The sequence below is a fragment of the Streptomyces sp. MK7 genome (assembly GCF_032658145.1).
Taxonomy (GTDB): Bacteria; Actinomycetota; Actinomycetes; order Streptomycetales; family Streptomycetaceae; genus Streptomyces; species Streptomyces spiralis.
The window spans coordinates 165,424-188,282 of record NZ_JAVACL010000007.1; the positions used below are offsets into that span (position 1 = coordinate 165,424).

Below are 22,859 nucleotides of genomic sequence, written 5' to 3' on the forward strand. Positions count from 1 at the left end.
CAGCTCACGGATACCATCAGCCGCCTGCACCATGAGCAGCCCCTGGACACCCGGCTGACACACACCTGCCGCGGAGATCCCGCCCAGGGCGGCTTTCACAGAAGCGGGCCCAGTTCGCTCGCGGCGGGAAAGCCACCCAGGGTCACGTGTGTACGGAAGCGCCTCTGCCAAGGGGCTCGAATCAACTATGCCCGGCTTTCGGCTGCTCTGTCGTCGATGACGTAGTCGATCATCGGCCTGACCGTGACCACGCCGTCCACGCCCTTGGCGAGCTGTTCGGCGATCTGGGCAGTGCTGTGCTTCTCGACCTCGCCACGCAGGGTGACGACGCCGTCGTGAACCTGGACCTGCACATCCTGTCCGCTCAGCCGCAGTATCGCTGTCAGAACCTCGTCGCGTATCTCCTGGCGTATCTCCTCGTCGGGACGCAGGAAGACGCGCAGCAGATCCGGGCGGCTGACGATGCCGATGATGTGGTCTGTTGCGTCCACGACCACCAGTCGCTTGACGTGGTGGCGGTCCATCTCACGGGCCGCCTGGGCGACCGGCCAGTCGGCGTGAGCGGTGGCCACGGGCGAAGTCATCAGCCCGGCGGCGTTCTCCGCTCGTGCCTTGGCCCTTCCGTGCGGCCACCCGGGCGGTGCTGCCTGACCGCCGTACCTCCCGGGCTGTTCGGCTTGCTTGCGGAGCAGATCGGCTTCGGACACCAGCCCCACCGGCGCACCCTGCTCGTCGGCCACGGGCACGGCGCTGATGCCGTGCCTGGACAGGACGGATGTGATCTCCTTGAACGGGGTGTCCGGTCGGACGGTGACGACATCTCGTGTCATCACCTCACTGACTGTGCTGTGCTGGGCGGTCATCGTCGCAGCTCCTTCCTGCGCGTCGTGCCGTAGAGGCGCCAACTACCCCCACCCCTCCACTGTGCCCCTTCCGCATGCGGTCGCTGCGGGGCGGATGGTCCCGGATGCCGGTGTGGAACAGGATCGCCGCCGCCCTCAGGCATTCCCCGAACGACCGGTCGTGGGCGGTGGCCATGACGCAGCCGGGGAAGACGGGCAGGACGTTCTCCAGTGAGGTCAGAATCTCGGTATCGAGTTCATTGGTCGGCCCGTCGAGCAGCAGCAGGCTTCCGGCCTGTTTGAGGGACAGGGGCAGGTTGAGGCCGCTCTGCTCGCCATCTGAGAGCGCATCGACCGGCATGTGCTGGTCGCTGCTCTTGAAGTCGAACGTCGCCAGGTACGGCGTCGGCGACCAGCCCGGTCACCGTCCTCTCCTCGAGCTGTCGTACCGGCATCGCGCCCCCCGATCGGCACTCCCTACCGGATGCCAGGCTTCCGCCCCTTCGCGCATACCAGCCCACGCCTTCGTGACCGCCGCACACATGTGCCGACCGGCCCGGGGTCGGCGGCCAAAGGCCCGACCGGCGTGCTCGCCCACGGGCAGCGCTCGGCGACGGGCACCACTGAGAACGCAGGCTGCTGCTCGGAGAGAGTACCCGGCAGTTGATACACGACTGAGAAAGTGCCCCAGGGGGTTCTTCGGTCTTGCACTATCCGACTGACTGGCGCCACCGCCATGCGCTACGGCCGCTCCGTGCACCTCCACACCGACATGGCAGCCGCTGTCGCGCGCCCACGAGGCCCGGTGTCGTCAACGCGGGCGGGGCCTTCGACCTGCGGGCGACGGCGACCGAGCAGGACAGCACCTACGCCGAGATCGTCCGGCTGGCCCGTCAGGCGGGCGCGGAGTCGGCACCTGTGGTCCGCCTGGCCGACCGCTAACCCACCTGTCACTCGCCGACGCGCAGGGCGCACTGGCTCCCGAGCAGCTCGAAGACCTGCGTGCCTGCCTGTACGGCCTGCACACCGTCCTGCGACTGCACTTCACACAGGAGGAGGAGAACTACTTCTGACTGGCTCCGTGAGAAACGGCGGGCAAGCCGTTGCGTGCTGCGTTCGCCCGGGACCCCATTGCCCCTGCCGCAGGACGGGCGCCGCTGGCCAGGCCGACGCATCCTGGAGGTGGACAGCCGCCGCCTGAGACGGCGGCATCCCGGGCGTTGCCGGCACGCCGACAGCCCATGCGGGAGTGACCATGAGACTTTCCTTCCTCGAGCCTCTCTACAAGCAGCCCGGTCCCTTCGCGTCCGTCTATCTGGACACATCCCGCGACGCCGCCATCGAGGACCCCGATGCCGCCATACAACTGCGCTGGCGGCACCTGCGGGACGCCCTGGCGTCCGAGGGGGCGGACCGGGACTCCCTCACCGCGGTGGCGGGCACCGTGGGCAGCGACACGGACGTCCCCGGCACACACGGCCAGGCAGTCTTCACTGCTCACGGACGACTGGCCCTGCTGGACGAGCTGCCCGCCCCGCCCGCACGGGACATCGCGCATTTCGGGACCCTGCCGGACACCATGCCCCTGATCGTCCAGCGAGCGCCCGGGATCCCATACCTGGCGGTGCACGTGCATTACGGCGGCCGTCACTCCACGGAGGCCACCGGTGCCGTACGGATCGAAGCCGAGGCGGGCATGTGGCCGCTGACCAAGGTGGTGCCGGGCCACCGCCTGGACGAGGAGATCCCGGTGACGGACTGGATGCGTGCCGCTGGGGAGGTCGGCCGGGAGCTGGCGGGCCATGCGCGGCGCATCGACGTCGAGGCGGTGGTCGTCGCGGGAGACGTCTGGGCCCGGGGCATCCTTGTTCGTCGGCTCCCCGCCGGCCTGCGCGGACAGGTCGTCACGGTCGAAGGCGCCGGTGAGTCGCAGCCGGGTCGGGCACTGCTGGAGAGGAAGCTCGACGAACTCTTCCGCGGGCGCATGGCCGCACACGACCGGGCCCTGCTGGGTGCCTTCCTCGCCGAGCGGACCCGCGACGGAGCATCGGCCGAAGGCCTTGCCGCCGCCGTGTCGGCGCTGCAACGCGGCGGTGTCAAGGCCCTTTTCCTCAACGATCACCCCGAGTCACCGTTCCGTCTGTGGACCGGCCCGGAACCCGGCCAACTCGCCCTCACCGAACAGGAACTGCGCTTCTACGGCATACGGGAGCTGCATGAGGAACAAGCCGACGCGGCCCTGGTCCGGGCCCTCGTCGGCACAAAGGGCGAACTGGTTCTGATGTCCGAGCGGGAGATGAGGCCGGCCGAGGGAGTGGGGGTGCTGCTGCGCTACGCCGACCCCGCGTGCCGTATGTGAACGGAATTCCGGAAAGCCACAGCACGCCGGTTCCCGGCGGTGCTCAACGACGTGCCCACAGCTGGTCGGGGTGCGGAACGGTGGCGCCTCCGCCGGCTCGCACGGCTTCCACGACCGCCTGATGAAGGCGGCGGCTGTCCTGCTGAGAGGGGCAGGACACCGGGCTCCCGGCCAGGGTGAACCACTCGGCGGTGCCGCTGTACCGGACCTTCACATCGGCCTGTTTGCCGGCCCAGGTGGTCTGCACGGTCAGTTCCCCGGTCACGATCCCGGCCCCGTCGGTACGGGCGCCTCCCTGCCCCGTGAACACGCCTGTCGTCGTCCATGTTGTCTGGACCATGATCTTCGGCCTTCCTCTGTGAATGCGGGTGCCTCCCGCTGCTACGCGGCCGCCTCTGGCTGCCCCAGGGCGGAATCCTCCTTGAAGGCTCTGACTTCATGGTGACCCGTCCGCCTGCGACAGGGTGTGTGCCACACGTCCGGTGCCGGGGCCGACCGGCCCCCAGTCTCACTCGGGCAGCACCAAGCTGCACGTCTCTCCCGGCTGGACACAGACGGCTCGGTCGGGGAGGCGGACGTCGATCGGCGCGCGGTCGGAGGGTGGCACGGCGATCTCGAGCCGGCCGTGCTCCAGGCGCAGCCGCACGCCCCAGTGGCCCTGGTAGCGCAGACGGAAGCCGTAGGAGGACAGCTCCGGCAGCGGGGCCGGATCGAGCCAGAGCGCGCCCCGGCGGGTCTCCAGGCCGGGCAGTCCGCGCTGCACGAGGTCGAGGGTGCCGGCCATGGCGCCCAGGTGGATGCCCTCGCCGGTGGTGCCGCCCTGAAGGTCGGCCACGTCGCCCCCCAGTGCCTCCTGGACGAAGGACCATGCCTCGGCGCGCCGGGCCCGGGCCAGGACCCAGCCGTGCACCAGCCTGCTGAGGGTGGAGCCGTGACGGGTCCGCTCCATGTAGTAGCCGACTGTGTGCTGCCAGGTCTCCTCGTCGAGGTGGTGGCCCAACCGGCGGAAAAACGGCAGGAGTTCGGACGGGGAGAACAGGTAGCCGAGCATCAGCACGTCCGCCTGCTTGGACGCCTTGTAGCGATTGGCGTGGTGCCGGCGCCGCTCTGGCGGCGGCCACGACCGACGACGACATCCGCGCGGTCGTCTGCATCGGCGGCCGCCCCGAGCCGGCGGGCCCCGCGGCACTGACCCGCGTTCGCGCTCCCTCTCTCTTCGTCGTGGGCGCGCTGGACACGCGTCTGCTCGGCTGCACCGCGTTGCCGCCGACTGGATGCACTGCGATCACCGCGTCGAGGTCGTCCCCGGCGCCGGCCACCTGTTCACCGAGCCGGCCGCGCTCGACATCGCCGCGGAACTGACCCGCGACTGGTACACCACGCGTCTCGCCAGGGCGGATACACGCGCGTTGCAGGGGTCACCATGACCACGTTCCGGGAAGACCGTGCCGGGCACAGGCCGGAAGCACGTCAGCCCGTGCCGGAGACGCTTCCCCTTGCACGGATCGCCGGTGTCCGTGTGGGTCTGAGGTACTGGAGGTCGTATGACGAGCCTGCGATTTCCCGGCCCGGCTCGCGCGCCGCACTCTGCGGTCCGGTCTGTCAGGTTCGGTGATCCGGCTCCTTGCCATCGAGCCGGTAGGTCTCGGCCCAGGTGGCCCCGCATCGGCAGCGGTAGTGCTCGATCAGCTCGCCTTCTGCCGTCACGCTCAGCCCTTGGCTGAGCCGCACATGCACATGATCGCCCATGAGTAGCCGCTCTCCATCGGTGTCCGGAAAATCCTCATCGTGGCGGCTTGCCTCCCGGGTGGCAATGCCGCAGCTCACACGGGGCTTCCGGGAATTCCGGCGGGGACGTTCGGCTCTGGTGAGGGGAACCCGATCACGCGCACGTGGGAAGTAGCAGGAACATCTCAGTACGGAAGTGATCACGATGGAAGCCAAGCGTTGGACAGTGCAGATCTACATCACCGAAGAGGACGACGAGACACGCGCACGCGCCGTGCTCACCACCCGCGACAGCTCGGCGGTCGGCGGCGAAGTCGACCGCGGCCACGGAGGCCTCCCCGACACCGACGACGACGCGGCCGTGCACCGGAACGCGGGCCTGGTTGTCGTTGCCGCCCCGCACCACGATCACGGGGCAGTCGGCATGCGCGGCCACGAACAGGCTGACCGAACCGAGCAGCAGGTTTGCCACACCGCTGCGACCTCGGCTGGCCACCACCACGGCGGAGGCGTTCTTGCCCTCCCGCACCAGCGCGTACGCCGGCTCCTCGGGCAGGGCGGCCATGCTGATCGGCAGGCCGGCCTGCCGATCACGGGCGCGGTGGGTGCCGGCCCGGACGATGTCCTCGGCCAGGACCTGCGCGTCCGGCCTGCCGAGGTCCCGTGCGAGCGCGGAGCCCTCATAGCGTTCCCGGAGCGAGGCGTACACCACCCGGAGCGGCACGCCGCGCAGGGCGGCTTCGTCGGCCGCCCAGTCCACGGCCCGCAGGCTGGGCCCGGATCCGTCCACACCGACGACCAGCGGAAGGTCCATCATCCTCACGCTCCCATGGGTATGTGCTCAGTATTCAGCCGTGCGGGACGACCGCGCCGGGAGCGGCGGCGTGGTGCAGGACGGCGTGGGTGACGTGTCCGATGTGGGGCACAGAGGGGTTTGACGTACACGTCGGCCGACGATGAGCAGGGACGCTTCCCGGGATGCCTTGATCAACAGCTCGGCAGCGCTGCCGGAGCGCGGCTGCTCGACGACCTCGATGTCCGGATACGTTTGCCGCCAGGGGAGCAGCACACCGGTCAGTTCGGCGGCCTGGCCTTCGAGGCGGCCCGACGCCGCGACACAAGCCCAGGCCTTCGAGGGCCTCATGGCACATCTTCTCGCTCCAGTGCTCGTGCGCTTCCGCGCCGAGGAGCTGGACCAGCGCCATGGGCTCGGACACCGGCTCCCGCACATGCACAAGCTTGACCGGCAGCCTGAGGAGCTGTGCCTCGCGCGCCGCCCATTCGGCGGCGGCCCGGCTCTCCGGCGACCCGTCGAGACCGACGGTGACGGTGCGGGGCATGGTCTCACCTCCTGCAACCAATGTTCCCGTTTCGAGCATGCGCGGCCGGCCTCCCCGCCGGGCAGGGGCCGCAGGTCCCTGCTCCTGGCCGCTCGCCCCGCCCGGTCCCTATGGGAGGAGGGAGGCGCCGGGGTTCGAGGCAGGGCGCCGTGCGGCCCCCACCAGGGTGCCCTCGGGCAGCCGGATGTCGCCCAAGGGGCGGCCCGCCGCCTTGGAACGGGCGGTGATGGCCGTCTCGATGATGCCGACGCCCGCGGTGCTCAGGCGCAGCAGTGCGACCGTGTCCGCGGCGCCGGTCGCCTCCTCGATCAGCGAGACGAGGGGCGTGGCCGAGGGGACCGCGATGTCGACGCCCCAGTGGTGATCGAGCAGCACCGCGGCCGCCTGGAACAGCAGCAGGGCCGCCAGGCCTCTGGCCTCCTCAGGCGTCATCGACGCCCACAGACCGCCCTTGTCCTGGGCCCTGCAAGTGCCCGCAACGGGTCTCGATCTTCATGTCGGCTTCCTCCCGGTGATCGTCCCGGCAGCTGACTCATTCGCCCGCGGGCGGCTCCACGTCGAGGTCGGCGCCGCCGTAGGCGAAGGTGAGATGAGGGCGGACCGCCACCACGCCCGCAACCGACTCGCACAGGCGCACGATGACGGGAAGGTCGGTGCCGGCGTCGATCCGGCCGGTCAGGGTGACGACCCCGTCGCCGACGCGGACCCCGACACGGCCCGGGGTCAGGCCCACAATCCGCTCCAGTACGTCGTGACGGATCTCGTCGGCGAGAGCAGCGTCCTCACGCAGGTACGGACGCAGCAGATCGTGGCCGCTGACTATGCCGGCCAGCCGCCCGTCGGCTCCCACCACGGGCAGCCGCCCGACCGCATGGCGCCGCATCGTCCGGGCCGCCTCGGCGAGACTCCATTCGGGGCGGGCGGTGACAGCCGGTGAGGTCATCAGGGCCGCGGCCGTCTTGGCGCCGCTCCGGGCCGGGTCGCGGACCACGAGCCCACGGCTCGCCTCATGCCGGAGCAGATCCCTTTCGGAGACCACACCGATCGGACGTCCCTCGTCGTCGACGATGGGCAACGCCGCGATCCGGTGGCGCTCCAGAGCCCGCGCCACCTCCTTGAAGGAGCAGCCTGACCGCACGGCGACCACGTCGCGCGTCATGACATCGCCGACAGTGCAACAGCGCATGATCCGTCCCTATGACCCCGAGCGGCAAAAGACAGCTAGGTCACCGCCGGCTCCCGCCTCACCGATCGGCCGATGTGATCCGGCGTCCCGTCAGGCGGGTGAGGGGCACCCTCACCCACAGCGGGCGCGCGCCGCCGGCCCATGGCTGGGAGTGTGCCCGCTTCTGAAGCCGGCGGAGCACCTCCGGGTCGCGGACGGCGTCGGCAGGACCCACCGCGAGCACACTCCAGCCGCAGCTCATCGTCTCGTCGATGCGGTCGGTCTCGAAGGCGACCTCGTTGCCGACTGCCCCGGCGGGTGCAGAGCCAGGCACGGTGCGGAAGAAGACGGCATCGTCCATCACGTCGTAGTTGACCGGGAGCACGGCGGGCCCGTGCGGGGTGGTGAACGCGATACGCCCCACTCCGTGCGTGGACAACAGCGCCCGGCATTCGTCCTGGCTCAGATCCGTCGACCGCGGGTGCAGCAGGGCCTGCCCCTGTCCCGGTGGCAGTTCCTGATCGCCGCCGCGCAGCGCGACGAGTGCGGTGCCCAGCGCGTCGGCCAGGCGCAGCACCGTGGCGATGCCCGGCTCAGACGGGCGCTGTTCGAGATAGGCGAGATACTGCGGCGACATCCGGGCACGGCCGGCCGTCTCCTCGATGCTGAGCCCCCGGCGCCGGCGGACCGTCGCCAGACGTCGTCCGAAGTCCCCCGGCTGCCCCACGACAGGTGCGGAGGGTACGCCGGCGCTCGGCCCTTGGACCGGTGCCTCCTCGCGCACCAAGTGCTGTACATGCGCGTCCGGCCCGGGGAAGACCAGCGCGACCTCGCCCGTGTCCGACCAGCGCACGTCGTACGGAGGGGCTCCGTCGTCATGGTGCGGGCCGACTATCTCGCCGTCACGCCGGGTGACACCGGTGACCGGGCTCTCCACGAGCAGTCGATCACCCAGCTGAGCGTGCATGGTCGTGCCCCCTCTCATGAAGCCCGTTCCCAGGATCACCCGGGGACGGCAGCCGCACCAACGGCCCCAAGGTCCTGCCCACTGGGGACGTACGACCCGGTTTGCTGAGAGAGCGCGTACGACGGTCCGGCCCCCCCTCTGCCAGGTGCCGGCCACCCTGTGGTCGTCCGCAGTCGGTCTCCCGACCGGTCCCTGGGCGCCGGTGACCGGCGCGTGCCGCACCAGTACCGTCCCGCCACCCTCGGGAGTGCGGATCTCCATGTCGCCGAAACCGTTGTCAACCGACGGCGAGGGCATAGGGTCCTGCCGTCGGTCTCCGCACCACTTCCACCCGGTCGGCTTGGGCGTCCTCACTGTGGTGCTCTATTCAACATGCCACGCGACGCTCCGCCGCACGGGGCCGCGTGCCGGAGGAATCGTCACCGCGCCTTGCTCCCGCCGACCAGGTGCGCATGCGCTGGGCAGGGGATTGCGGTACTCCTCGAATGAGAACGCACCGTGCTGACGGAGGCCGCGGTCATGGAACCGGTCGTCACCGTGGGCCTCGACGGCTCACCCGAGAGTCTCGCCGCAGCCCGCTGGGCGGCCGACGAGGCCGTCAAGCGCGGGCTTGCTCTGCGCCTGCTGCACGCGTGGCCGCAGCTTGTGCCGGAGCCGACCCGGGTCCCGGCGGAAGCCGATCAGAACTACTGGGCGAAACGTCTGGTCCGCGCCACGCGGGCAGAACTCCAGGCACGCCACCCGGGCCTGTCCATCGTCGAGGCTCTGGTCGCCGACGATGCCCAGAGCGCCTTGCTCCAAGCGGCTTCGGAGGCGGGATCGGAGATGGTGGTGCTCGGTTCACGAGGTCTGGAACCCGTCGAAAGCTACTTCCTGGGCGACGTCAGCATGCCCGTCGTCGCACGGGCCGGACGACCGGTGGTGCTGGTGCGCGCGCGGAGCGCGGAGCAGGAGCCGCCACCCCGTGCACCCAGGCCCCGCGTGATCGTGGCTCTGAAGCTGTCCGGGTCCTCCGACGACCTGCTGGACTTCGCCTTCCACACCGCCGCTGCCAGGGGTGTTCCCCTGCTGGCCGTCCACGGCAAACGCGTGCCGCTGCCTGCACGTGTGCCCTGGGACGTGGACCACGATGTCGCCGAACCGATGACGCGGGAGACACAGAAGGAGCTGGACATGGCGCTTCGCCCCTGGCGGGAGAAGTACCCGCAGGTGAGCGTGGCCGACAGCGTGCGCCTCACCAGCCCCGCCGAGGCCGTCGTACGGGCCGCCGAAGGTGCGCTGCTGTTGGTCGTCGGCCGGCGCCGGCACCGTCGGGGACTGGCGTCCCACCTGGGACCCGTGGCACAGGCCGCCGTCCATCACGGGCGCTGCCCCGTCGCCGTCGTTCCTCATGAGTGAGTCCGGCCGCCCCGCGGAACCGGCACGGCCGGTGCCTGGGGCCGACCCGCCCCCACTCCGGGCCGGTGACCACGGAGACGGCCCGGGCGGAGCGCTGCCGCGCGCGGAGGTGTGCGAGACCCACACCGCGATCCTGCTCTTCGCCGGCGACCGCGCCTACAAACTGAAGAAGCCGGTGGATCTGGGGTTCCTGAACTACGCTACGGTGACGGCCCGCCGGGCCGCGTGCGAACGCGAGATCGCGCTCAATCGCCGTTTCGCCCCGGACGTCTATCTGGGCGTGGGCGAGATACGCAGCCCCGGTGCGGAGGAAGCCGAACCACTCGTGGTGATGCGCCGCATGCCGCCGGATCGCCGCCTGTCCCGGCTGGTGCGGCACGGTGCCGCCGTCGACGACGTCCTGCGGGCCGTCGCCCGGCGCCTCGCCGCGTGGCACGCGGAGGCGCCCCGCAGCCACCAGGTGGACGCACAGGGCACGCGCGACGCGTTGTCAGCGCGTTGGGAAGCCGGCTTCGCACAGGTCCGCTCGCTGGCCGCCGACGGCCCCGTGGCCGACGCCGTGCCGGAGACCGAGCGGCTGGTGCGCCGCTACCTCGCCGGCCGTAAGCCATTGTTCGATGCCCGCATCGAACAGAGAAGGGTCGTCGACGGCCATGGCGACCTGCTCGCCGAGGACATCTTCTGCCTCGACGACGGCCCCCGCGTCCTGGACTGCCTCGAGTTCGACGACGGTCTGCGCTACGTCGACGGCCTCGACGACGCCGCCTTTCTCGCCATGGACCTGGAACAGCTCGGCGCACGAGAGGCCGCGGCGTACTTCCTCGCCGAGTACAGCGAGTACTCCGGCGACCCCGCGCCCCGTTCCCTGTGGCACCACTACGTGGCCTACCGCGCGTTCGTCCGCGCCAAGGTCTCCCTCATCCAGGCGCGGCAGGGAGCTCCGGGCGCGGAGCCGGCGGCGGGGCGGCTGGCCTCCGCGACACTGCGCCATCTGCGGTCCTCCGCCGTCTGCCTCGTCCTCGTCGGCGGGCTGCCGGGCAGCGGGAAGTCCACCCTCTCCGGTGCGCTGGCCGACCGGCTGGGCGTGGCGCTGCTCAGCAGCGACCGTGTGCGCAAGGAACTCGCGGGCATCCCTGCGGAGCAGGCCGCGGCAGCCCCCTACGGCGAAGGGCTGTACGCAACCGAGTGGACGGCCAGGACCTACGCCACCCTGCTCGATCGCGCGGCCGCCCTGTTGTCCTACGGCGAGTCCGTCGTGCTGGACGCCACCTGGTCCACCGCGGAACAGCGTGAAGCGGCACTGCGCACTGCCGAACGCACCAGCTCGGACCTGGTGGCCCTGCACTGCCAGGTGCCCGGCGACGTGTCGGCGACCCGCCTGGGAGCACGCGGCCCCGGCACATCGGACGCCGGCCTCGACATCGCCGCCGCCATGGCGGTCAGGGAACCGCCCTGGGCCGAGGCCGTCGCGGTGGACACCAGTGGCCCGCTCGAGTCGGCGGTCGCTCAGGCGCTGGCGGCCGTACGCCCATGGAGCACCGGCCTGGCCCCGGTCTTCCGCCGTCCGTACATGGAGCCGGACTGAGGTGGACGGTCACGCCGACTCTTACGCCCATGCGGTGCCGTCACCCGGGTGGAGCAAAGCGGTGCAACCCGATCGCCCGCCGGCCGATCGCTTCTGGGTCGTCCGTACCGGCACGGTCGCGCTCGACCTCCACGTCCCCGGCCGCGGCCCGGCTGTCGTGGAGACGATCGGCACCGGTGGCCTCGTGGGCTGGTCCTGGTCGGATCATCGACGCGTACGAGCCTCCGGAGCGCCCGTACGTGGACGTCCCGGCCCGGGCGGGCGTGGGCCACGGTGCGACCGAGGCGCCGCGCGGGCTGCTGTACCACCGATACACGCTCGACGCCGAGGGTCGGATCGGCAACACCTGTCTCGTCCCGCCCACGGCTCAGAACCAAGGAGCGATCGAGGAGGACCTGCGCGTCCTCGTGCAGGCCACCCTGGCACGCGGGACCGTTTCAGACACCGAGCTCGCCCACCTGTGCGAACGGGCCATCCGCAACCACGACCCGTGCATCTCGTGCTCGGCCCACTTCCTGGACCTGGACATCCGACGGGATGCGAGCCGCGGCTGAAGCACGGCATGTCGGGTCGGACGCCGTCAGGTGCCGGTCAGACGGTTGTTCACCTCGACCACGTCGTCGACGTCCTCCACCTCCGCCACCAGCCTGGTCATCACGGCGTGCGACATCCGGCCGGTCAGATCCACGACCCCCTCGCGCACGGTGACGGCCACGGTGTCACGGTCGGCCGGTGAGCAGAACGCCTGGATCTTCGCCTCGATGTCCTTCCGGATCCGCTCGTCGTCCCTGATCAGTGCTTCCAGCAGCGCATTACGGCGTACCACGCCGACCAGACGGCCGCTGTGGTCGGCGACCGGGATCCGCTTCAGCCGCGACAGCGACGCCAGCCAGGCAGCCTCCGCGACGGTCGCACCCGGCGGCACGGTGATCGCCGGGCTGGTCATCAGGTCCGCCGCGATCTCGGCCCGGGCCTTCTCGTGCAGCCTTCGTCCCCGCAGCCTGCCGATGTGGCCGGGGTGTCGGCCGGACGCTTCGAAAGCGACCTTCGCCAGCAGGTCGGACTCGGACACCACTCCGACCACCCGGTCCTCGGCGTCGAGCACGGGAACCGCGCTGACGTGCTCTCGCGCCAGCAGGCGCGCGATCTCCCGGCACGGCACGTCGGCCCGGACGGATGCGGCGGGCACGTCCATGACGTCACGCACCAGCGGGGCCTCGGGTTCGGCGTGCTGCGGCGGCTTCACGGCCTGCTCGGTCTGCGGGACCGGGGCCGGCCGCGTCGTCGGCCCCGGGCTCCTGACCGGGGCAGGGGTCTCCGACTCGGCAGCCGCGTGTTTGGCGGACACCGCGGCGACGGCGCCCAGATACCGCACGAGCAGGTCCTGCCGTGCTTCCTCGCCCGGACGCCAGGAGTGCGACGGCACGGCCCGGCGGGCCTCGGCGCCCGTGGAGTTGTTTTCGTGCTGGTTCATGGCAACCTCCGGACTCCTCCGGTTGTCCACTCCCAGTCTGGCGCTCCACAGGCCCGGGCCAAGAGCCGAACGGCCCTGGTGGAGCAGTGCCGTGGTGCCATCCGGTGCGGGCTCGCAGGAGAGCGGTGAGACTGGACAGGGGGCTGAGACGGAGAGACGGGGCCGACCAGCACAGCAGGAGGACACTCGTGATGAGCCTGCGGGAGTTCCTCGCCCGGTTCCGCCCCGCCGGCGCGCCGGGCGCCGTGGTCGCCGGGGTCCCCGCCGACCGGGCGGCCGAGCGCGCCGCGGAACTGGAACCGTCGCTGGCGCGTCTGTCGGACGTGCAGCAGGAGGCGGCCCGGCTCCGTGCCTCGGCGGATCGCGAGGCCGAGACCATCAGGCACGATGCCGCCCGGCAGGCGGCTGCAATGGTGGCGGCAGCGCGGGCCCGGGTCGCGCAGGTACGGCGGGAGGCCGCGGGTCCGGTGCGCGACGCGGCACAGCGGGAGGTGCGAGACATCCGGTCGGGCGGGGATCGCGCCGCCGAACAGGTATACGAGCGGGCGCGGGAGCGCATGCCCGCCCTGGTCGACCGGGTCGTGACGGACGCCCTGCGGATCAGCGACCGGCCGGAGGGACCGCGGTGAGCGCCGGATGGGTCGCGGCGGTGGTCCGTGTCCACGCGCTGATCAGTCGTTGTCCAGGACGCGCCGGGGCACGTGAGATCGCGGCGAGCCCCACGCTCGACGAAAGCTTGCAGCACTTGGCCGTAACGCCGTACGGCAGGTACGCGCGAGCCGCGACCACACTGCCCGAGGCGCAGCGGGCGGTCACCGCCACGCTGCTGTGGCACCTGCGGGTGCTGGCGGGCTGGCTGCCCCGGGGTGGCGCCCGCTTGCTCCGGCCGCTCGCCGCGGGGTTCGAGATCGCCAACGTCGCTTCCCGGCTGCCCGCGGAAGGCGATGCCCGTACGGACCCGGAGGCCCCGGCCTGGCAGCCGTACCGGCTCGGCGCCCTGGAAACCGCCTGGCGCTCCCTCGAGCGCGCCGCCACGCCCGGCGAACTGCGCGTCGCGCTCGCGGCATCGTCCTGGGGCGACCCCGGAGCGGAGACCCCGTGGGCCCTGATCACGAGCATGCGGATGGCGGCGGCCCGGCGTACCGCCGCCATCGTGCCGTCGGCACGTCGCTGGGCGCAGGGCCGCGCCGCGCTGCTGACGGCCCGCGAGCGGTTCGTGCACCGACGCACTCTGCCGGCGCCCGTGCGCCGCAACGCTCAGGCCCTGCTGGGGCCGCGCGCCGTCGACGCCACGTCCTTCGCGGACTTCCGCGACCACCTGCCGTCCACGGCCCGCTGGGCCCTGGAGGACGTCGCCGAACCGAGCGAACTGTGGCGGGCGGAGGCGCACTGGTGGCGGGTACTCCATCAGGACGGCTCCACGACGCTGCGCGACGCCCGGTACGGGTCCCGGACCATCGTGGCGGCCGTCGCCGTGCTGTCCGTGGACGCCTGGCGTGTACGAGCGGCCCTGGAGTCGGCGGCCCGGGGCGGACGCCCGCTGGAGGAATGGGATGCCTTGGTCTGAGGTGATGACGCCGGTCCCGATGCGGCGCGTGGCCGTGGTCGTTCCGCACGAGGCGCTGCGGGTGTCGCTGGTGCGGATCGCCGAGGCGGGCTGCGTCGAGCTGGATCGGGTGGAGGAGGCGGCCCCGGGCGCGGCGGCCCAGCGACTTCAGCGGCTTCAGACACGTCCCGAAGCACCGGCGCCCGCGCCTTCCGGCCCGGCGAGACCCACTCGTGAGGCCGCTGCCCTGACCGTCCTCGCACCCGATCTGGACACGCTGGAAGAGCACCGCGACCTCGGCCTGCTCGCCGGAGAGGCGCAGTTGGAAGAGCGCGCCCGGGGCGCCGTCGTCCGGGGTGAGGTCGCCGGACTCGCGGGGTGGTGCCCTGCTGCCGAGATGCCACGGCTCGCGCGGCGGCTCGCCGCGGCCGGTGGTGCGCTGGTCCCGCTGCGGCCACCGCCCGGAGTCGATCCGCCGACACAGCTGCGGTCCGGACCGTCCGCGGCCTTCGCACCGCTGGTGACGACGTACGGCACACCGCCCTACACGGATGTCGATCCGTCATGGCCCGCCGGGATCACGTACGTCGTCATGTTCGGGATCATGTTCGGGGACGTGGGGCACGGGGCTCTGCTACTGCTCGGCGCGCTGGCGTTGCGGCTCGGACGGCCGCGCAGGCTCGCGCGGTACCGCCGTCTGTGGCCCTTCCTCGCCGGGGCGGGAGCGGCGGCCATGCTGGCGGGCGTCGCCTACGGGGAGTTCTTCGGCCCGACGGGTGTTCTGCCGGTGCTGTGGCTGAACCCGCTGGCAAGTCCGGCGCGCCTGCTGGCCGCCGCGGTTGTCTTCGGGGCGGGGCTGCTGGCCCTCGCCCATGCGGCCGGTGCGGTCAACCGCTGGCGTGAGGGCGGGCCGGGCAAGGCGTTGTACGCGGCCTCCGGCGGTGCCGGGCTTGTCTTCTTTCTGGGTTTCGCGCTCGGTGCGGCCGGCCTGGTACTGCACCGGCCGAACCTGGCCGCTGTCGGGGCGGCGCTCGCCGCGGCGGGGCTGGCGCTGGTGGCGGTCGGGGTGTTCCGGGCCACGACGGGCGGTTTCGCGGGACTCGCCGAGACCGTGGTGCGGCTGTTCGACGTCGTGGTGCGCGCGGGCACCAACACTCTTTCCTTCGCCCGGCTCGCGGCCTTCGGCCTGACGCATGCCGCGCTCGCCGACCTGGTGTGGCGCGGCACGACCGGACTCGCCGGGCGGGGAGCTGCGGGCGTGGTCGGTGCGGTGGCGCTGTTCGTCCTGGGCACCGCCGCGTCGTTCGCCCTGGAAGCTCTGGTGGCCGGCGTCCAGGCGCTGCGGCTGGAGTTCTACGAGATCTTCTCGCGGCTCTTCGAGGCCGAGGGCCGCCCGTTCTGTCCCTGGCACGTTCCCTTGGCGGCACCGGCCGAGGCTGAGAGGAAGGTGGCCACGTGCTCACCTGGCTGATGGTCCTGCCCGTTCCGGCCGCTGCGCTCGCCGCCGCCCGGCTGCTGCTGCGACGCCGGACACGACGCGTCTTCCACTGGCTGCTGGCCACGAATCTCGTCCTTCTGGGCGGCGCCTGCACGCTCGTCGCCACGGCGCTGTCCGGCTCCGCGCGGGCGGCGGGGGCCGCTCAGGCGGCCGCGTCGAGTGCCGTGAACGGATCCGCCCTGATCGGAGCCGCCATCGCGGTGGCCGGCGCCTCGATCGGCGCCGCCATCGCCGTCGCTTACACCGGGGCGGCGGCGCTGGCCGCACTCAGTGAACGACCCGAGATGTTCGGCCGCGCCATGGTGATCGTCGGACTCGCCGAGGGCATCGCCGTCTACGGGCTGGTGGTGGCGATCCTGCTGATCGGAAAGGCGTGACGATGGGTACGGTGACAGCCATCGGGGCGCGGACCAAGGTGGCCGGGCTGGCCCTCGCCGGGGTCGAAGTCCACGTCGCCGAGAGCCCCGAGGCGATCCACCGTGCCTGGCGGGAGCTCGCGCCGACGGTCTCCCTGGTCATCGTCACCGCAGAGGCGGCCGAGATCCTTCGGGCAGAGCCGACCGCTGCGACGGAGGCAGGTCCTTCCCGGCCGCTGATGGTGGTGATGCCACGATGACCGCGCCCGCCGGCCGCCGTGACGCCGCAATGGCCGCCCCAGCAGACGCCTTGGAGCCCGTACGCGCCGAACTGATCCGCGCCGCACGGGCGGACGCCGACGCCGCACTGGCTCGGGCCAGGGCGGACGCGGACCAGGTGGTGCGAGCGGCACGCGCACAGGCGGAGTCGCTGCTCGAACAGGCCCGGCGGGACGGTGTGCGAGACGGCGCCGCGGAGGCGGCCTGGCAACGAGTACGCGCCCGGCAGGACGCCTGGAGCCGGGAACTCGCCGCACGCGCCGAGGTCTATGCCGGTCTCCGCGGCAAGGTCCACGCCGGCATTCGAGAAGCAGTGACGAACGATGCCGCCCTGCTGACCCGGCTCCAGGAGCGGGCACGGGCCCTGCTCGGCAGCGACGCGCTGATCACTGCCGCCGACGACGGCGGAGTCACGGCACGAGCGGCCGGGCGCCGCGTGGATCTGACGGCGGACGCCCTCACGGACCGCGCCCTGGCCCGGCTCGGCGCGGAGGCCGAGACGCTGTGGGCGCCATGACGTCTCCGTCCACCGCACCGGTACACGGTTCCGACGGCGCCGGGCCGGCGCACATCCTGCGGGTCACGGGGCCGCTCGTGGAGATCGACCGTACCCCGGGCGTCGCCATGCACGACATGATGCTGCTCGGGGAGGAACGGCTGCCTGGTGAGGTCGTCGCCATCCGGGGCGACATGGCCACCGTCCAGGCGTACGAGTACACCGGCGGTCTCGCGCCCGGTCACCCGGCCCGGCACCAGGGAGGGCCGCTCGCGGTGCGGCTCGGTCCCGGGCTGCTCGGCGGTGTTTTCGACGGCCTGCTCCGCCCCCTCGCCCACGCTGGTGACACGCTCCGGGCGGGCGCGCGGAGTGCCGGGCCGGACGGCGGCTGCCGGCGGTTCACTCCACGCGTGGCCGAGGGAACGCGCGTCGCGGCGGGCGACGTGCTCGGCGACATCGCGGCGGCGGTGCCCCTGCGCGTCCTCGTGCCACCCGGGTGCTCGGGGGTGGTGAGGCGGGTCGCACCGCCCGGCGACCACAGCGAGGACATGGTGGTCGCCGCGGTGGACGGGCAGGGGGTGGCGATGGCCCAGAGCTGGCCGGTGCGCAGACCCAGGCCAGTCGCGGGGCGGCTTGCGGCCGACCAGCCGCTGCACACCGGGCAGCGGGCCGTCGACCTGCTGTTTCCGGTGGCCCGCGGCGGGACGGTCGCGGTCCCTGGCGGCTTCGGCACCGGCAAGACCATGCTGCTGCAGCAGATCGCCAAGTGGTGCGACGTCGATGTGATCGTCTACGTCGGCTGCGGGGAGCGCGGCAACGAGATGGCCGACGTCATCGAGGAGCTGTCCGAGCTGACCGATCCACGCACCGGTGGCCGCCTGGCGGAACGGACGGTGACCATCGCCAACACCTCCAACATGCCCATGATGGCGCGCGAGGCGAGCGTGCACACCGGCACGACCGTCGCCGAGTACTTCCGCGACATGGGGCTCGACGTGGTGGTGATCGCCGACTCGACCTCCCGCTGGGCGGAAGCGCTGCGCGAGTTCGCCTCGCGGATGGGCGAACTGCCCGCCGAGGAGGGCTATCCGGCCAGGCTCGCCTCGGAGCTGGCCGCCTTCTACGAGCGGGCCGCCGCGGTGCGCACGCTCGGCGGCACGACCGGGTCGGTCACCGTCATCGGCGCCGTCTCTCCCCCGGGCGGCGACCGCACCGAGCCGGTCACGGCCCACACCGAGCGGTTCGTGCGCTGCCTGTGGAGTCTCGACCGCGACCTCGCCTACGCCCGCCACTATCCGGCGGTCTCCTGGGCGGAGTCCTTCTCCCGTGATGCCACCGCCGTGGCGGCGGCGCACGCACAGGCCGGTGACCCCCAGTGGGCCGAGCGGCGTGAACGGGTGGCGGGCCTGCTCGCCGAGGCGGACCGGCTGGCCGACCTGGTGGAACTGGTCGGCGTCACGGCCCTGCCGCCACGCGAACGGATCAGCGTGCTCGCCGGCCGACTGCTGCGGGAGGGGGTCGTCCAGCAGAACGCCCTGTCCCCTGCCGATGCCTACAGCACACCCGACAAGACGGCGGCCCTCGTGGGAGCCGCCCTGACGGTGATCGACCGATGCTTCGCACTGGTCGACTCCGGTGTCCGCGCCGACGCCGTCGAGGCGGTGGACTTCACCCCGCTGCTGCGGGCACGCGAGGACGCGGGTCCCGGGGAGAGCGCCCCTGTGGAGGCGGCCCGCGACACGGTGCTGGAGCGGCTGGGAGAGACCCGGTGAGCGCGCCCGGCGAGATCGAGTACACCGGGGTGCGGGAACTGCGCGGCCCGCTCATGGTCGTCGAGGGGGTGAGCGGCGTGGGCTGGGACGAGTTCGCCACGATCGTCCTCGACTCCGGTGAGCGCCGGCACGGGCTCGTCTTGGAGGTGGAACGGGATCTGGCGGTGGTCCAGGTGCTTCAGGACACGGCCGGGATGGACCCGGGTGGCACCCGCGTCGCGTTCTCGGGCACACCGTTGCGGATCCCGGTCGGCACGGGCTGGCTGGGCCGGGTGTGCAACGGGCGCGGCGAACCGGCGGACGGCGGGCCGCCCGTCCTCGGGCGCGTGGACGCCCCGGTGGGCGGCGCGCCGATCAACCCGGTGCGCCGTCAGCCGCCCACCGAGGCGGTGCTGACCGGTGTGGGCGCCATCGACGTCCTCACCACCCTGGTCCGAGGACAGAAGCTTCCCGTGTTCTCCGCCGCCGGGCTGCCCCACCTCCAACTGGCCGTCCAGGTGGCCGCCCAGGCGACCTGCGTCGGCGAGGCGTTCGCCGTCGTCTTCGCCGGCATGGGACTCACGCACGCCGACGCGGCCTTCGTCCGTGACGGCCTGGCCGAACGCTCCGCGGCCCGGGAACTCGTCCTGCTGATCAACACCGCTGACGACCCGGTGATCGAGCGGCTGCTCACACCTCGTCTCGCGCTGACGGTCGCCGAACACCTCGCTTTCGACGAAGGCCGCCACGTCCTGGTGGTGATGACGGACATGACGGCCTACTCGGAGGCACTGCGCGAGGTGTCCGCCGCACGAGGTGAGATTCCGGCCCGGCGGGCCTACCCCGGTTACCTGTACAGCGACCTGGCGTCCCTGTACGAACGGTGCGGCAGAATCAAGGACCGTCCCGGATCGGTGACGGTGCTGCCGGTGCTCACCATGCCCGCCGGCGACATCACCCACCCCGTGCCCGACCTCACCGGCTACATCACGGAGGGCCAGATCGTCCTGTCCGCCGAGGTGCACGCCCGCGGCACGTATCCGCCGGTCGACCCGCTCGGGTCGTTGTCACGCCTGATGCGCAAGGGAGCGGGAAAGGGGCGTACCCGCGAGGACCATCCGCATGTCGCGGCGCAGCTCATCGCCGCACTCGCCCGCGCCCGCGAGGTACGGGAACTCGCCGACCTGATCGGACGTCCGGCACTCAGCGCGATCGATCACCGCTACCTGGACCTGGAGGACGCCTTCCTGCACCGGTTCCTCGCCCAGGGAACCGACGAGAACCGGCCGCTCGACGAGGCCCTGGAACGCGCCTGGCAGGTGCTGCTGATCCTGCCGCCGAGCCAGCTCGGCATGATCCCGGCGGCGCTCCTCGACGCCCATCGAGGCCCCAGGGACGACCACCCGGGCAAGGAAGGCGCGCTGCCGTGAGCCCCCGGCGACGCACAGCCCCTCCGGGGCGTGCCGGCCGGCTGAGGCTCCGGCACGGTCTCGCCACGGCGCTGCGGGCAGCCGACCTGCTGGAACGCAAGCTCCGGCTGCTGCTGGACCGGGAACGGGCGCTGAGACGGACGGCGGACCAGGCGGGCCGGCTGTGGCGGGAGCAGCTCGCCGAGGCGGAGACCTGGCTCGTGCGCGGGGTCCTCCTTGGAGGCGAAGGAGCCCTGGCGCAGGCGGTCCCGGCCTGCCTGGCCGGTGTCGAGGTCGACTGGACTTCCTTGATGGGTGTGAGCCACCCGTCGGCCGTCTCCTGGCACGCGCCCGCCCGCTCCCCCGCGGAACGGACACCGGGGAACACCGCCCTCGCCCACGCGGAAGAGGCCTACCGTGCCGCGGTCAGCGCTGCCGCCGAGCACTGCGCCGCCCGCACGGCGGCCGACCTGATCGCGTGCGAGGCGGAGGCGACCCGCGGGCGGGTCCGTGCCCTGCGCCGGCACTGGATTCCCCGGCTGACGGGCGAACTGAGCGCCGTGGAACTGGCGCTGGAGGAGGCGGAGCACGAGGAAGCGGTACGGCGACGCTGGGCGGCCTCGCCGCACCAGCGGCCACGGGAGTGAGCCGAACCCCGGCCGCGGTCACCGGCGTCGTATGTGAGGTCGGCGCAGTGCCGCAGGTGCTCACCTTTCCCCGGGCACGCTCTGGGGTGACGCGGCCGCGGGGCCGCTGTGCCCAGGGGCGGGAACCGCGGTGTCGTCGTGGTCGAAACGGAGCCGGTTGACGACTTCCACCACGCCGTCGACGCTGTCGCACAGCCGCACGGTGATGGGGATCAGGCTCTTGCGCTCCACTGTGCCGCTGAGCGTCACCCGCCCCTCGGTGACCTCGACGGTCAGTGCCGAAGGCGGTAGGGCCAGTGTTCGGACGATGATGTCCTCGAGGATCTCCTCCTGGATCGCGCGGTCCCGGCGGAGAAACAGCCGCACCAGGTCGCTGCGACTGATCACGCCGATCAGGCGGCCGTGGCCGTCCACCACCGGCAGGCGCTTGACCTTGTGGTGCTCCATGGTCCGCGCGGCACGTACGGCGTGCCACCCGGGCTCCGCGACGACGACGGGGCTCGTCATCAGGTCCCGGGCGCTGTTCCCCCTGCCACCGGATGTCTGCTTGCGCAACAGGTCCGCCTCGGACACCACCCCGATCGGCCGGTCCCGGTCGTCGACCACCGGGACGGCGGTGATGTCGAACTCATCGAGGATGCGCGCGATCTCCTTGAACGTCGTGCCCGGTCGCACGCTCACCGCGGTGGGTGTCATCAGATCACCGACACTGCGCTGCCTCATCGCTCAACGCCCTCCACGCCCTCCTCATGCCTGGGGACCAGCCTGGCCGACGCGTCGGGAGCGCCGGGAGGCAGTTCCGTCCCGGCGCGCCCGGCGGGCTCAACATGTGAACCCCGGAAGTCCTCGGTGCGGGTCACGCACCGTGCTTGACCTCGATGTGCTTCTCCTGGGCCTTCTCGTGGCCCAGGCCTACGCTCACGGTGAGCATGCCGTTGGTGTAGTCGGCCCTGACGTCCTCCTCGTCGGCCCCGGGCGGCAGGGTCACGCTCCGGCTCATGGAGCCGTAGCGGATCTCGCTGCGGTGCTTCTCCACCTCGCGTTCGGTGCGCTCGGCCTTGACGGTCAGCACGCCCTCGCTGATGACGACGTCGATGTTTTCCGGAGAGACGCCCGGCAGCTCCGCCCGCATCACATACCGGCCCTCCTCCATGAACTCCTCGATCCGGAGCGAGTACAGATCGCCCATGCCGGGCATGCCGAAGCGAGCGGGGAAGGTCTCGAACCACTCGGGGATCTCCGGGAACGGAAACTTCTGCCTGCGCGCGGGTGTGGCCATCGTTCGCTCCTTTTGGCTCTGGTCACGATTGCCGACACCTCCAGTACACTGCACGCCCTGCCGTTCCGCTGAGGCCGAACAGCCCGTGGACGGGTCCGAAAGTCCCTTGTCCGGCTCGCCTGCGCCCCGGGCCGAGGTGTTGCGGCCATGGGGTGATTCCTGCGGCATCCGGGTGTCGCGCGCACCGCCGACAGACCGTTGGCCGCGCCGTGAGGACTGAACACGCTGAGGACTGATCGTCACAGTGCGCTTCGCGTGCCCACCGCCGCTGCCGGCACGCAGCGTGCCCCCGGATGCCAGGAGGCCTCGTGGACATGCCCTACATGAGGCCACCTGCACCACGGGCGCCGAGCTCGCCGTCGACGGGGGCGCCACCCAGCTGTGAGCCACCGAACGGTGGCCTCGTGCGGGAGGTTGCGACAGCGGGGAGGTTCCTGCTTCGGAGGACGCCAGTTGCCCGCCCCTGACGAGAACTTCTCATCCGGGCCGGGCGCAAGACCGCGGAGTGTCCGCCGACGGCCGCAGGACGAGCTCCAATCCGGTTCAGGGATCGGCCCCACAGCCGGCGGCGAGTCACCACGGCGCTCTCAAAGGCCCCCAGGTCGCGACAGCCGGGATCTCCGACGCCGACCTGAGCAACGTGGCAACGTCTCCGGCGGCCTCGCGGTCGGCGGCTCCGACGGTCTCCGCGCCGAGACGCCGATCGCCACCATCACCTCCGGCGTCCTGGCCATGGTCAG

At 72.0% G+C, this 22,859-nt stretch carries 23 protein-coding genes and 5 pseudogenes; 15 read left to right on the forward strand and 13 right to left on the reverse strand.

All coding sequences use genetic code 11. From position 1 onward, the window contains the following. Nucleotides 1-185 precede the first annotated feature (185 nt). Both R2S09_RS12100 and R2S09_RS12105 read right to left on the reverse strand, forming a co-directional pair. Nucleotides 186-863: a CBS domain-containing protein gene (locus R2S09_RS12100; RefSeq protein ID WP_306187421.1), complete on the reverse strand. Its 678-nt coding sequence runs from the start codon at nucleotides 861-863 to the stop codon at nucleotides 186-188. Further along, a complete protein-coding gene (locus R2S09_RS12105; RefSeq protein ID WP_306187423.1) occupies nucleotides 835-1,203 on the reverse strand; it encodes a hypothetical protein in 369 nt (122 codons plus the stop codon). Before R2S09_RS12105 ends, R2S09_RS12100 begins: the two co-directional genes overlap by 29 nt. 894 nt (nucleotides 1,204-2,097) lie before the next feature. Between R2S09_RS12105 and R2S09_RS12110 the strand changes: the two genes are divergently transcribed. Continuing rightward, a complete protein-coding gene (locus tag R2S09_RS12110) occupies nucleotides 2,098-3,201 on the forward strand; it encodes a hypothetical protein (RefSeq protein WP_316740885.1) in 1,104 nt (367 codons plus the stop codon). A 43-nt stretch (nucleotides 3,202-3,244) separates the two neighbouring features. Here R2S09_RS12110 and R2S09_RS12115 read toward each other — a convergent pair whose 3' ends face one another. Next, complete coding sequence (locus R2S09_RS12115) at nucleotides 3,245-3,541, reverse strand: hypothetical protein (protein WP_306187425.1); 297 nt, start codon at nucleotides 3,539-3,541, stop codon at nucleotides 3,245-3,247. A gap of 168 nt (nucleotides 3,542-3,709) precedes the next feature. Beyond that, nucleotides 3,710-4,288, reverse strand: a pseudogene (locus tag R2S09_RS12120) (glycosyl hydrolase family 65 protein); the annotation flags it as partial. 187 nt (nucleotides 4,289-4,475) lie between these two features. Here R2S09_RS12120 and R2S09_RS12125 point away from each other — a divergent pair. Continuing rightward, nucleotides 4,476-4,628: a hypothetical protein gene (locus R2S09_RS12125; protein WP_316740886.1), complete on the forward strand. Its 153-nt coding sequence runs from the start codon at nucleotides 4,476-4,478 to the stop codon at nucleotides 4,626-4,628. 175 nt (nucleotides 4,629-4,803) lie between these two features. Here the strand turns inward: R2S09_RS12125 and R2S09_RS12130 are convergent, their stop codons facing one another. Next, nucleotides 4,804-4,950, reverse strand: a complete 147-nt coding sequence (locus R2S09_RS12130) for a hypothetical protein (protein WP_316740887.1) — start codon at nucleotides 4,948-4,950, stop codon at nucleotides 4,804-4,806. Between the two features lie 184 nt (nucleotides 4,951-5,134). On the opposite strand from R2S09_RS12130, the pseudogene R2S09_RS12135 reads away from it, so the two are divergent. Beyond that, a pseudogene (locus tag R2S09_RS12135) lies at nucleotides 5,135-5,194 on the forward strand (DUF1876 domain-containing protein); the annotation flags it as partial. Nucleotides 5,195-5,218: 24 nt separating this feature from the next. On the opposite strand, the pseudogene R2S09_RS12140 reads toward R2S09_RS12135, so the two are convergent. The 5 genes and pseudogenes from R2S09_RS12140 to R2S09_RS12165 all read right to left on the reverse strand — a co-directional run. After that, a pseudogene (locus tag R2S09_RS12140) lies at nucleotides 5,219-5,743 on the reverse strand (universal stress protein); the annotation flags it as partial. 34 nt (nucleotides 5,744-5,777) lie between these two features. Continuing rightward, nucleotides 5,778-6,269: pseudogene (locus R2S09_RS40550) on the reverse strand (universal stress protein). Nucleotides 6,270-6,377: 108 nt separating this feature from the next. Continuing rightward, nucleotides 6,378-6,701, reverse strand: a complete 324-nt coding sequence (locus tag R2S09_RS12155; protein ID WP_316740888.1) for a hypothetical protein — start codon at nucleotides 6,699-6,701, stop codon at nucleotides 6,378-6,380. Nucleotides 6,702-6,801: 100 nt separating this feature from the next. Further along, complete coding sequence (locus R2S09_RS12160; protein ID WP_306187434.1) at nucleotides 6,802-7,428, reverse strand: CBS domain-containing protein; 627 nt, start codon at nucleotides 7,426-7,428, stop codon at nucleotides 6,802-6,804. Nucleotides 7,429-7,513: 85 nt separating this feature from the next. Beyond that, complete coding sequence (locus tag R2S09_RS12165) at nucleotides 7,514-8,401, reverse strand: DUF1918 domain-containing protein (RefSeq protein WP_316740889.1); 888 nt, start codon at nucleotides 8,399-8,401, stop codon at nucleotides 7,514-7,516. A 519-nt stretch (nucleotides 8,402-8,920) separates the two neighbouring features. On the opposite strand from R2S09_RS12165, the gene R2S09_RS12170 reads away from it, so the two are divergent. The 3 genes and pseudogenes from R2S09_RS12170 to R2S09_RS12180 form a co-directional block, all read left to right on the forward strand. Next, entirely contained in the window at nucleotides 8,921-9,799 is an 879-nt protein-coding gene (locus R2S09_RS12170) for a universal stress protein (protein WP_306187487.1), read from the forward strand. 109 nt (nucleotides 9,800-9,908) lie between these two features. Continuing rightward, nucleotides 9,909-11,384 (forward strand): bifunctional aminoglycoside phosphotransferase/ATP-binding protein, encoded by a 1,476-nt coding sequence (locus R2S09_RS12175; protein WP_306187437.1) that lies wholly within the window; start codon nucleotides 9,909-9,911, stop codon nucleotides 11,382-11,384. A 200-nt stretch (nucleotides 11,385-11,584) separates the two neighbouring features. Beyond that, nucleotides 11,585-11,938, forward strand: a pseudogene (locus tag R2S09_RS12180) (nickel-dependent hydrogenase large subunit); the annotation flags it as partial. A 26-nt stretch (nucleotides 11,939-11,964) separates the two neighbouring features. Here R2S09_RS12180 and R2S09_RS12185 read toward each other — a convergent pair. Further along, a complete protein-coding gene (locus tag R2S09_RS12185; RefSeq protein ID WP_316740891.1) occupies nucleotides 11,965-12,858 on the reverse strand; it encodes a CBS domain-containing protein in 894 nt (297 codons plus the stop codon). Nucleotides 12,859-13,049: 191 nt separating this feature from the next. Between R2S09_RS12185 and R2S09_RS12190 the strand changes: the two genes are divergently transcribed. The 9 genes from R2S09_RS12190 to R2S09_RS12230 all read left to right on the forward strand — a co-directional run bounded on the left by R2S09_RS12190 (nucleotide 13,050) and on the right by R2S09_RS12230 (nucleotide 20,840). Continuing rightward, the gene (locus R2S09_RS12190; protein ID WP_306187441.1) at nucleotides 13,050-13,487 is read left to right on the forward strand and encodes a hypothetical protein; all 438 of its coding nucleotides are present in this window, start codon (nucleotides 13,050-13,052) and stop codon (nucleotides 13,485-13,487) included. Nucleotides 13,488-13,603: 116 nt separating this feature from the next. After that, nucleotides 13,604-14,425: a hypothetical protein gene (locus R2S09_RS12195; protein WP_306187442.1), complete on the forward strand. Its 822-nt coding sequence runs from the start codon at nucleotides 13,604-13,606 to the stop codon at nucleotides 14,423-14,425. Next, nucleotides 14,412-15,875, forward strand: a complete 1,464-nt coding sequence (locus R2S09_RS12200) for a V-type ATPase 116kDa subunit family protein (protein WP_316740893.1) — start codon at nucleotides 14,412-14,414, stop codon at nucleotides 15,873-15,875. The genes R2S09_RS12195 and R2S09_RS12200 overlap by 14 nt, the downstream gene beginning before the upstream one ends. Continuing rightward, a complete protein-coding gene (locus R2S09_RS12205) occupies nucleotides 15,860-16,279 on the forward strand; it encodes an ATP synthase subunit C (RefSeq protein ID WP_306187444.1) in 420 nt (139 codons plus the stop codon). The genes R2S09_RS12200 and R2S09_RS12205 overlap by 16 nt, the downstream gene beginning before the upstream one ends. Before the next feature lie 2 nt (nucleotides 16,280-16,281). Further along, complete coding sequence (locus R2S09_RS12210) at nucleotides 16,282-16,518, forward strand: V-type ATP synthase subunit F (protein WP_316740894.1); 237 nt, start codon at nucleotides 16,282-16,284, stop codon at nucleotides 16,516-16,518. Next, a complete protein-coding gene (locus R2S09_RS12215) occupies nucleotides 16,515-17,054 on the forward strand; it encodes a hypothetical protein (RefSeq protein ID WP_316740895.1) in 540 nt (179 codons plus the stop codon). Before R2S09_RS12210 ends, R2S09_RS12215 begins: the two co-directional genes overlap by 4 nt. Continuing rightward, entirely contained in the window at nucleotides 17,051-18,805 is a 1,755-nt protein-coding gene (locus R2S09_RS12220) for a V-type ATP synthase subunit A (RefSeq protein WP_316740897.1), read from the forward strand. The genes R2S09_RS12215 and R2S09_RS12220 overlap by 4 nt, the downstream gene beginning before the upstream one ends. Beyond that, nucleotides 18,802-20,214: a V-type ATP synthase subunit B gene (locus R2S09_RS12225; protein WP_306187452.1), complete on the forward strand. Its 1,413-nt coding sequence runs from the start codon at nucleotides 18,802-18,804 to the stop codon at nucleotides 20,212-20,214. Before R2S09_RS12220 ends, R2S09_RS12225 begins: the two co-directional genes overlap by 4 nt. After that, the gene (locus R2S09_RS12230) at nucleotides 20,211-20,840 is read left to right on the forward strand and encodes a V-type ATP synthase subunit D (RefSeq protein ID WP_306187454.1); all 630 of its coding nucleotides are present in this window, start codon (nucleotides 20,211-20,213) and stop codon (nucleotides 20,838-20,840) included. The genes R2S09_RS12225 and R2S09_RS12230 overlap by 4 nt, the downstream gene beginning before the upstream one ends. Before the next feature lie 60 nt (nucleotides 20,841-20,900). Here R2S09_RS12230 and R2S09_RS12235 read toward each other — a convergent pair whose 3' ends face one another. Further along, a complete protein-coding gene (locus tag R2S09_RS12235; RefSeq protein WP_306187455.1) occupies nucleotides 20,901-21,563 on the reverse strand; it encodes a CBS domain-containing protein in 663 nt (220 codons plus the stop codon). A 133-nt stretch (nucleotides 21,564-21,696) separates the two neighbouring features. Continuing rightward, the gene (locus R2S09_RS12240) at nucleotides 21,697-22,119 is read right to left on the reverse strand and encodes an Hsp20/alpha crystallin family protein (RefSeq protein WP_306187457.1); all 423 of its coding nucleotides are present in this window, start codon (nucleotides 22,117-22,119) and stop codon (nucleotides 21,697-21,699) included. Between the last annotated feature and the right edge of the window lie 740 nt (nucleotides 22,120-22,859).

Coding starts and splice junctions, on each gene's coding strand:
- R2S09_RS12100 (WP_306187421.1), bottom strand. CDS start 863: ATGACCGCCCAGCACAGCACAGTCAGTGAGGTGATGACACGAGATGTC.
- R2S09_RS12105 (WP_306187423.1), bottom strand. CDS start 1,203: ATGCCGGTCGATGCGCTCTCAGATGGCGAGCAGAGCGGCCTCAACCTG.
- R2S09_RS12110 (WP_316740885.1), top strand. CDS start 2,098: ATGAGACTTTCCTTCCTCGAGCCTCTCTACAAGCAGCCCGGTCCCTTC.
- R2S09_RS12115 (WP_306187425.1), bottom strand. CDS start 3,541: ATGGTCCAGACAACATGGACGACGACAGGCGTGTTCACGGGGCAGGGA.
- R2S09_RS12125 (WP_316740886.1), top strand. CDS start 4,476: ATGCACTGCGATCACCGCGTCGAGGTCGTCCCCGGCGCCGGCCACCTG.
- R2S09_RS12130 (WP_316740887.1), bottom strand. CDS start 4,950: ATGGGCGATCATGTGCATGTGCGGCTCAGCCAAGGGCTGAGCGTGACG.
- R2S09_RS12155 (WP_316740888.1), bottom strand. CDS start 6,701: ATGACGCCTGAGGAGGCCAGAGGCCTGGCGGCCCTGCTGCTGTTCCAG.
- R2S09_RS12160 (WP_306187434.1), bottom strand. CDS start 7,428: ATGACGCGCGACGTGGTCGCCGTGCGGTCAGGCTGCTCCTTCAAGGAG.
- R2S09_RS12165 (WP_316740889.1), bottom strand. CDS start 8,401: ATGCACGCTCAGCTGGGTGATCGACTGCTCGTGGAGAGCCCGGTCACC.
- R2S09_RS12170 (WP_306187487.1), top strand. CDS start 8,921: ATGGAACCGGTCGTCACCGTGGGCCTCGACGGCTCACCCGAGAGTCTC.
- R2S09_RS12185 (WP_316740891.1), bottom strand. CDS start 12,858: ATGAACCAGCACGAAAACAACTCCACGGGCGCCGAGGCCCGCCGGGCC.
- R2S09_RS12190 (WP_306187441.1), top strand. CDS start 13,050: ATGAGCCTGCGGGAGTTCCTCGCCCGGTTCCGCCCCGCCGGCGCGCCG.
- R2S09_RS12200 (WP_316740893.1), top strand. CDS start 14,412: ATGCCTTGGTCTGAGGTGATGACGCCGGTCCCGATGCGGCGCGTGGCC.
- R2S09_RS12210 (WP_316740894.1), top strand. CDS start 16,282: ATGGGTACGGTGACAGCCATCGGGGCGCGGACCAAGGTGGCCGGGCTG.
- R2S09_RS12215 (WP_316740895.1), top strand. CDS start 16,515: ATGACCGCGCCCGCCGGCCGCCGTGACGCCGCAATGGCCGCCCCAGCA.
- R2S09_RS12220 (WP_316740897.1), top strand. CDS start 17,051: ATGACGTCTCCGTCCACCGCACCGGTACACGGTTCCGACGGCGCCGGG.
- R2S09_RS12235 (WP_306187455.1), bottom strand. CDS start 21,563: ATGAGGCAGCGCAGTGTCGGTGATCTGATGACACCCACCGCGGTGAGC.
- R2S09_RS12240 (WP_306187457.1), bottom strand. CDS start 22,119: ATGGCCACACCCGCGCGCAGGCAGAAGTTTCCGTTCCCGGAGATCCCC.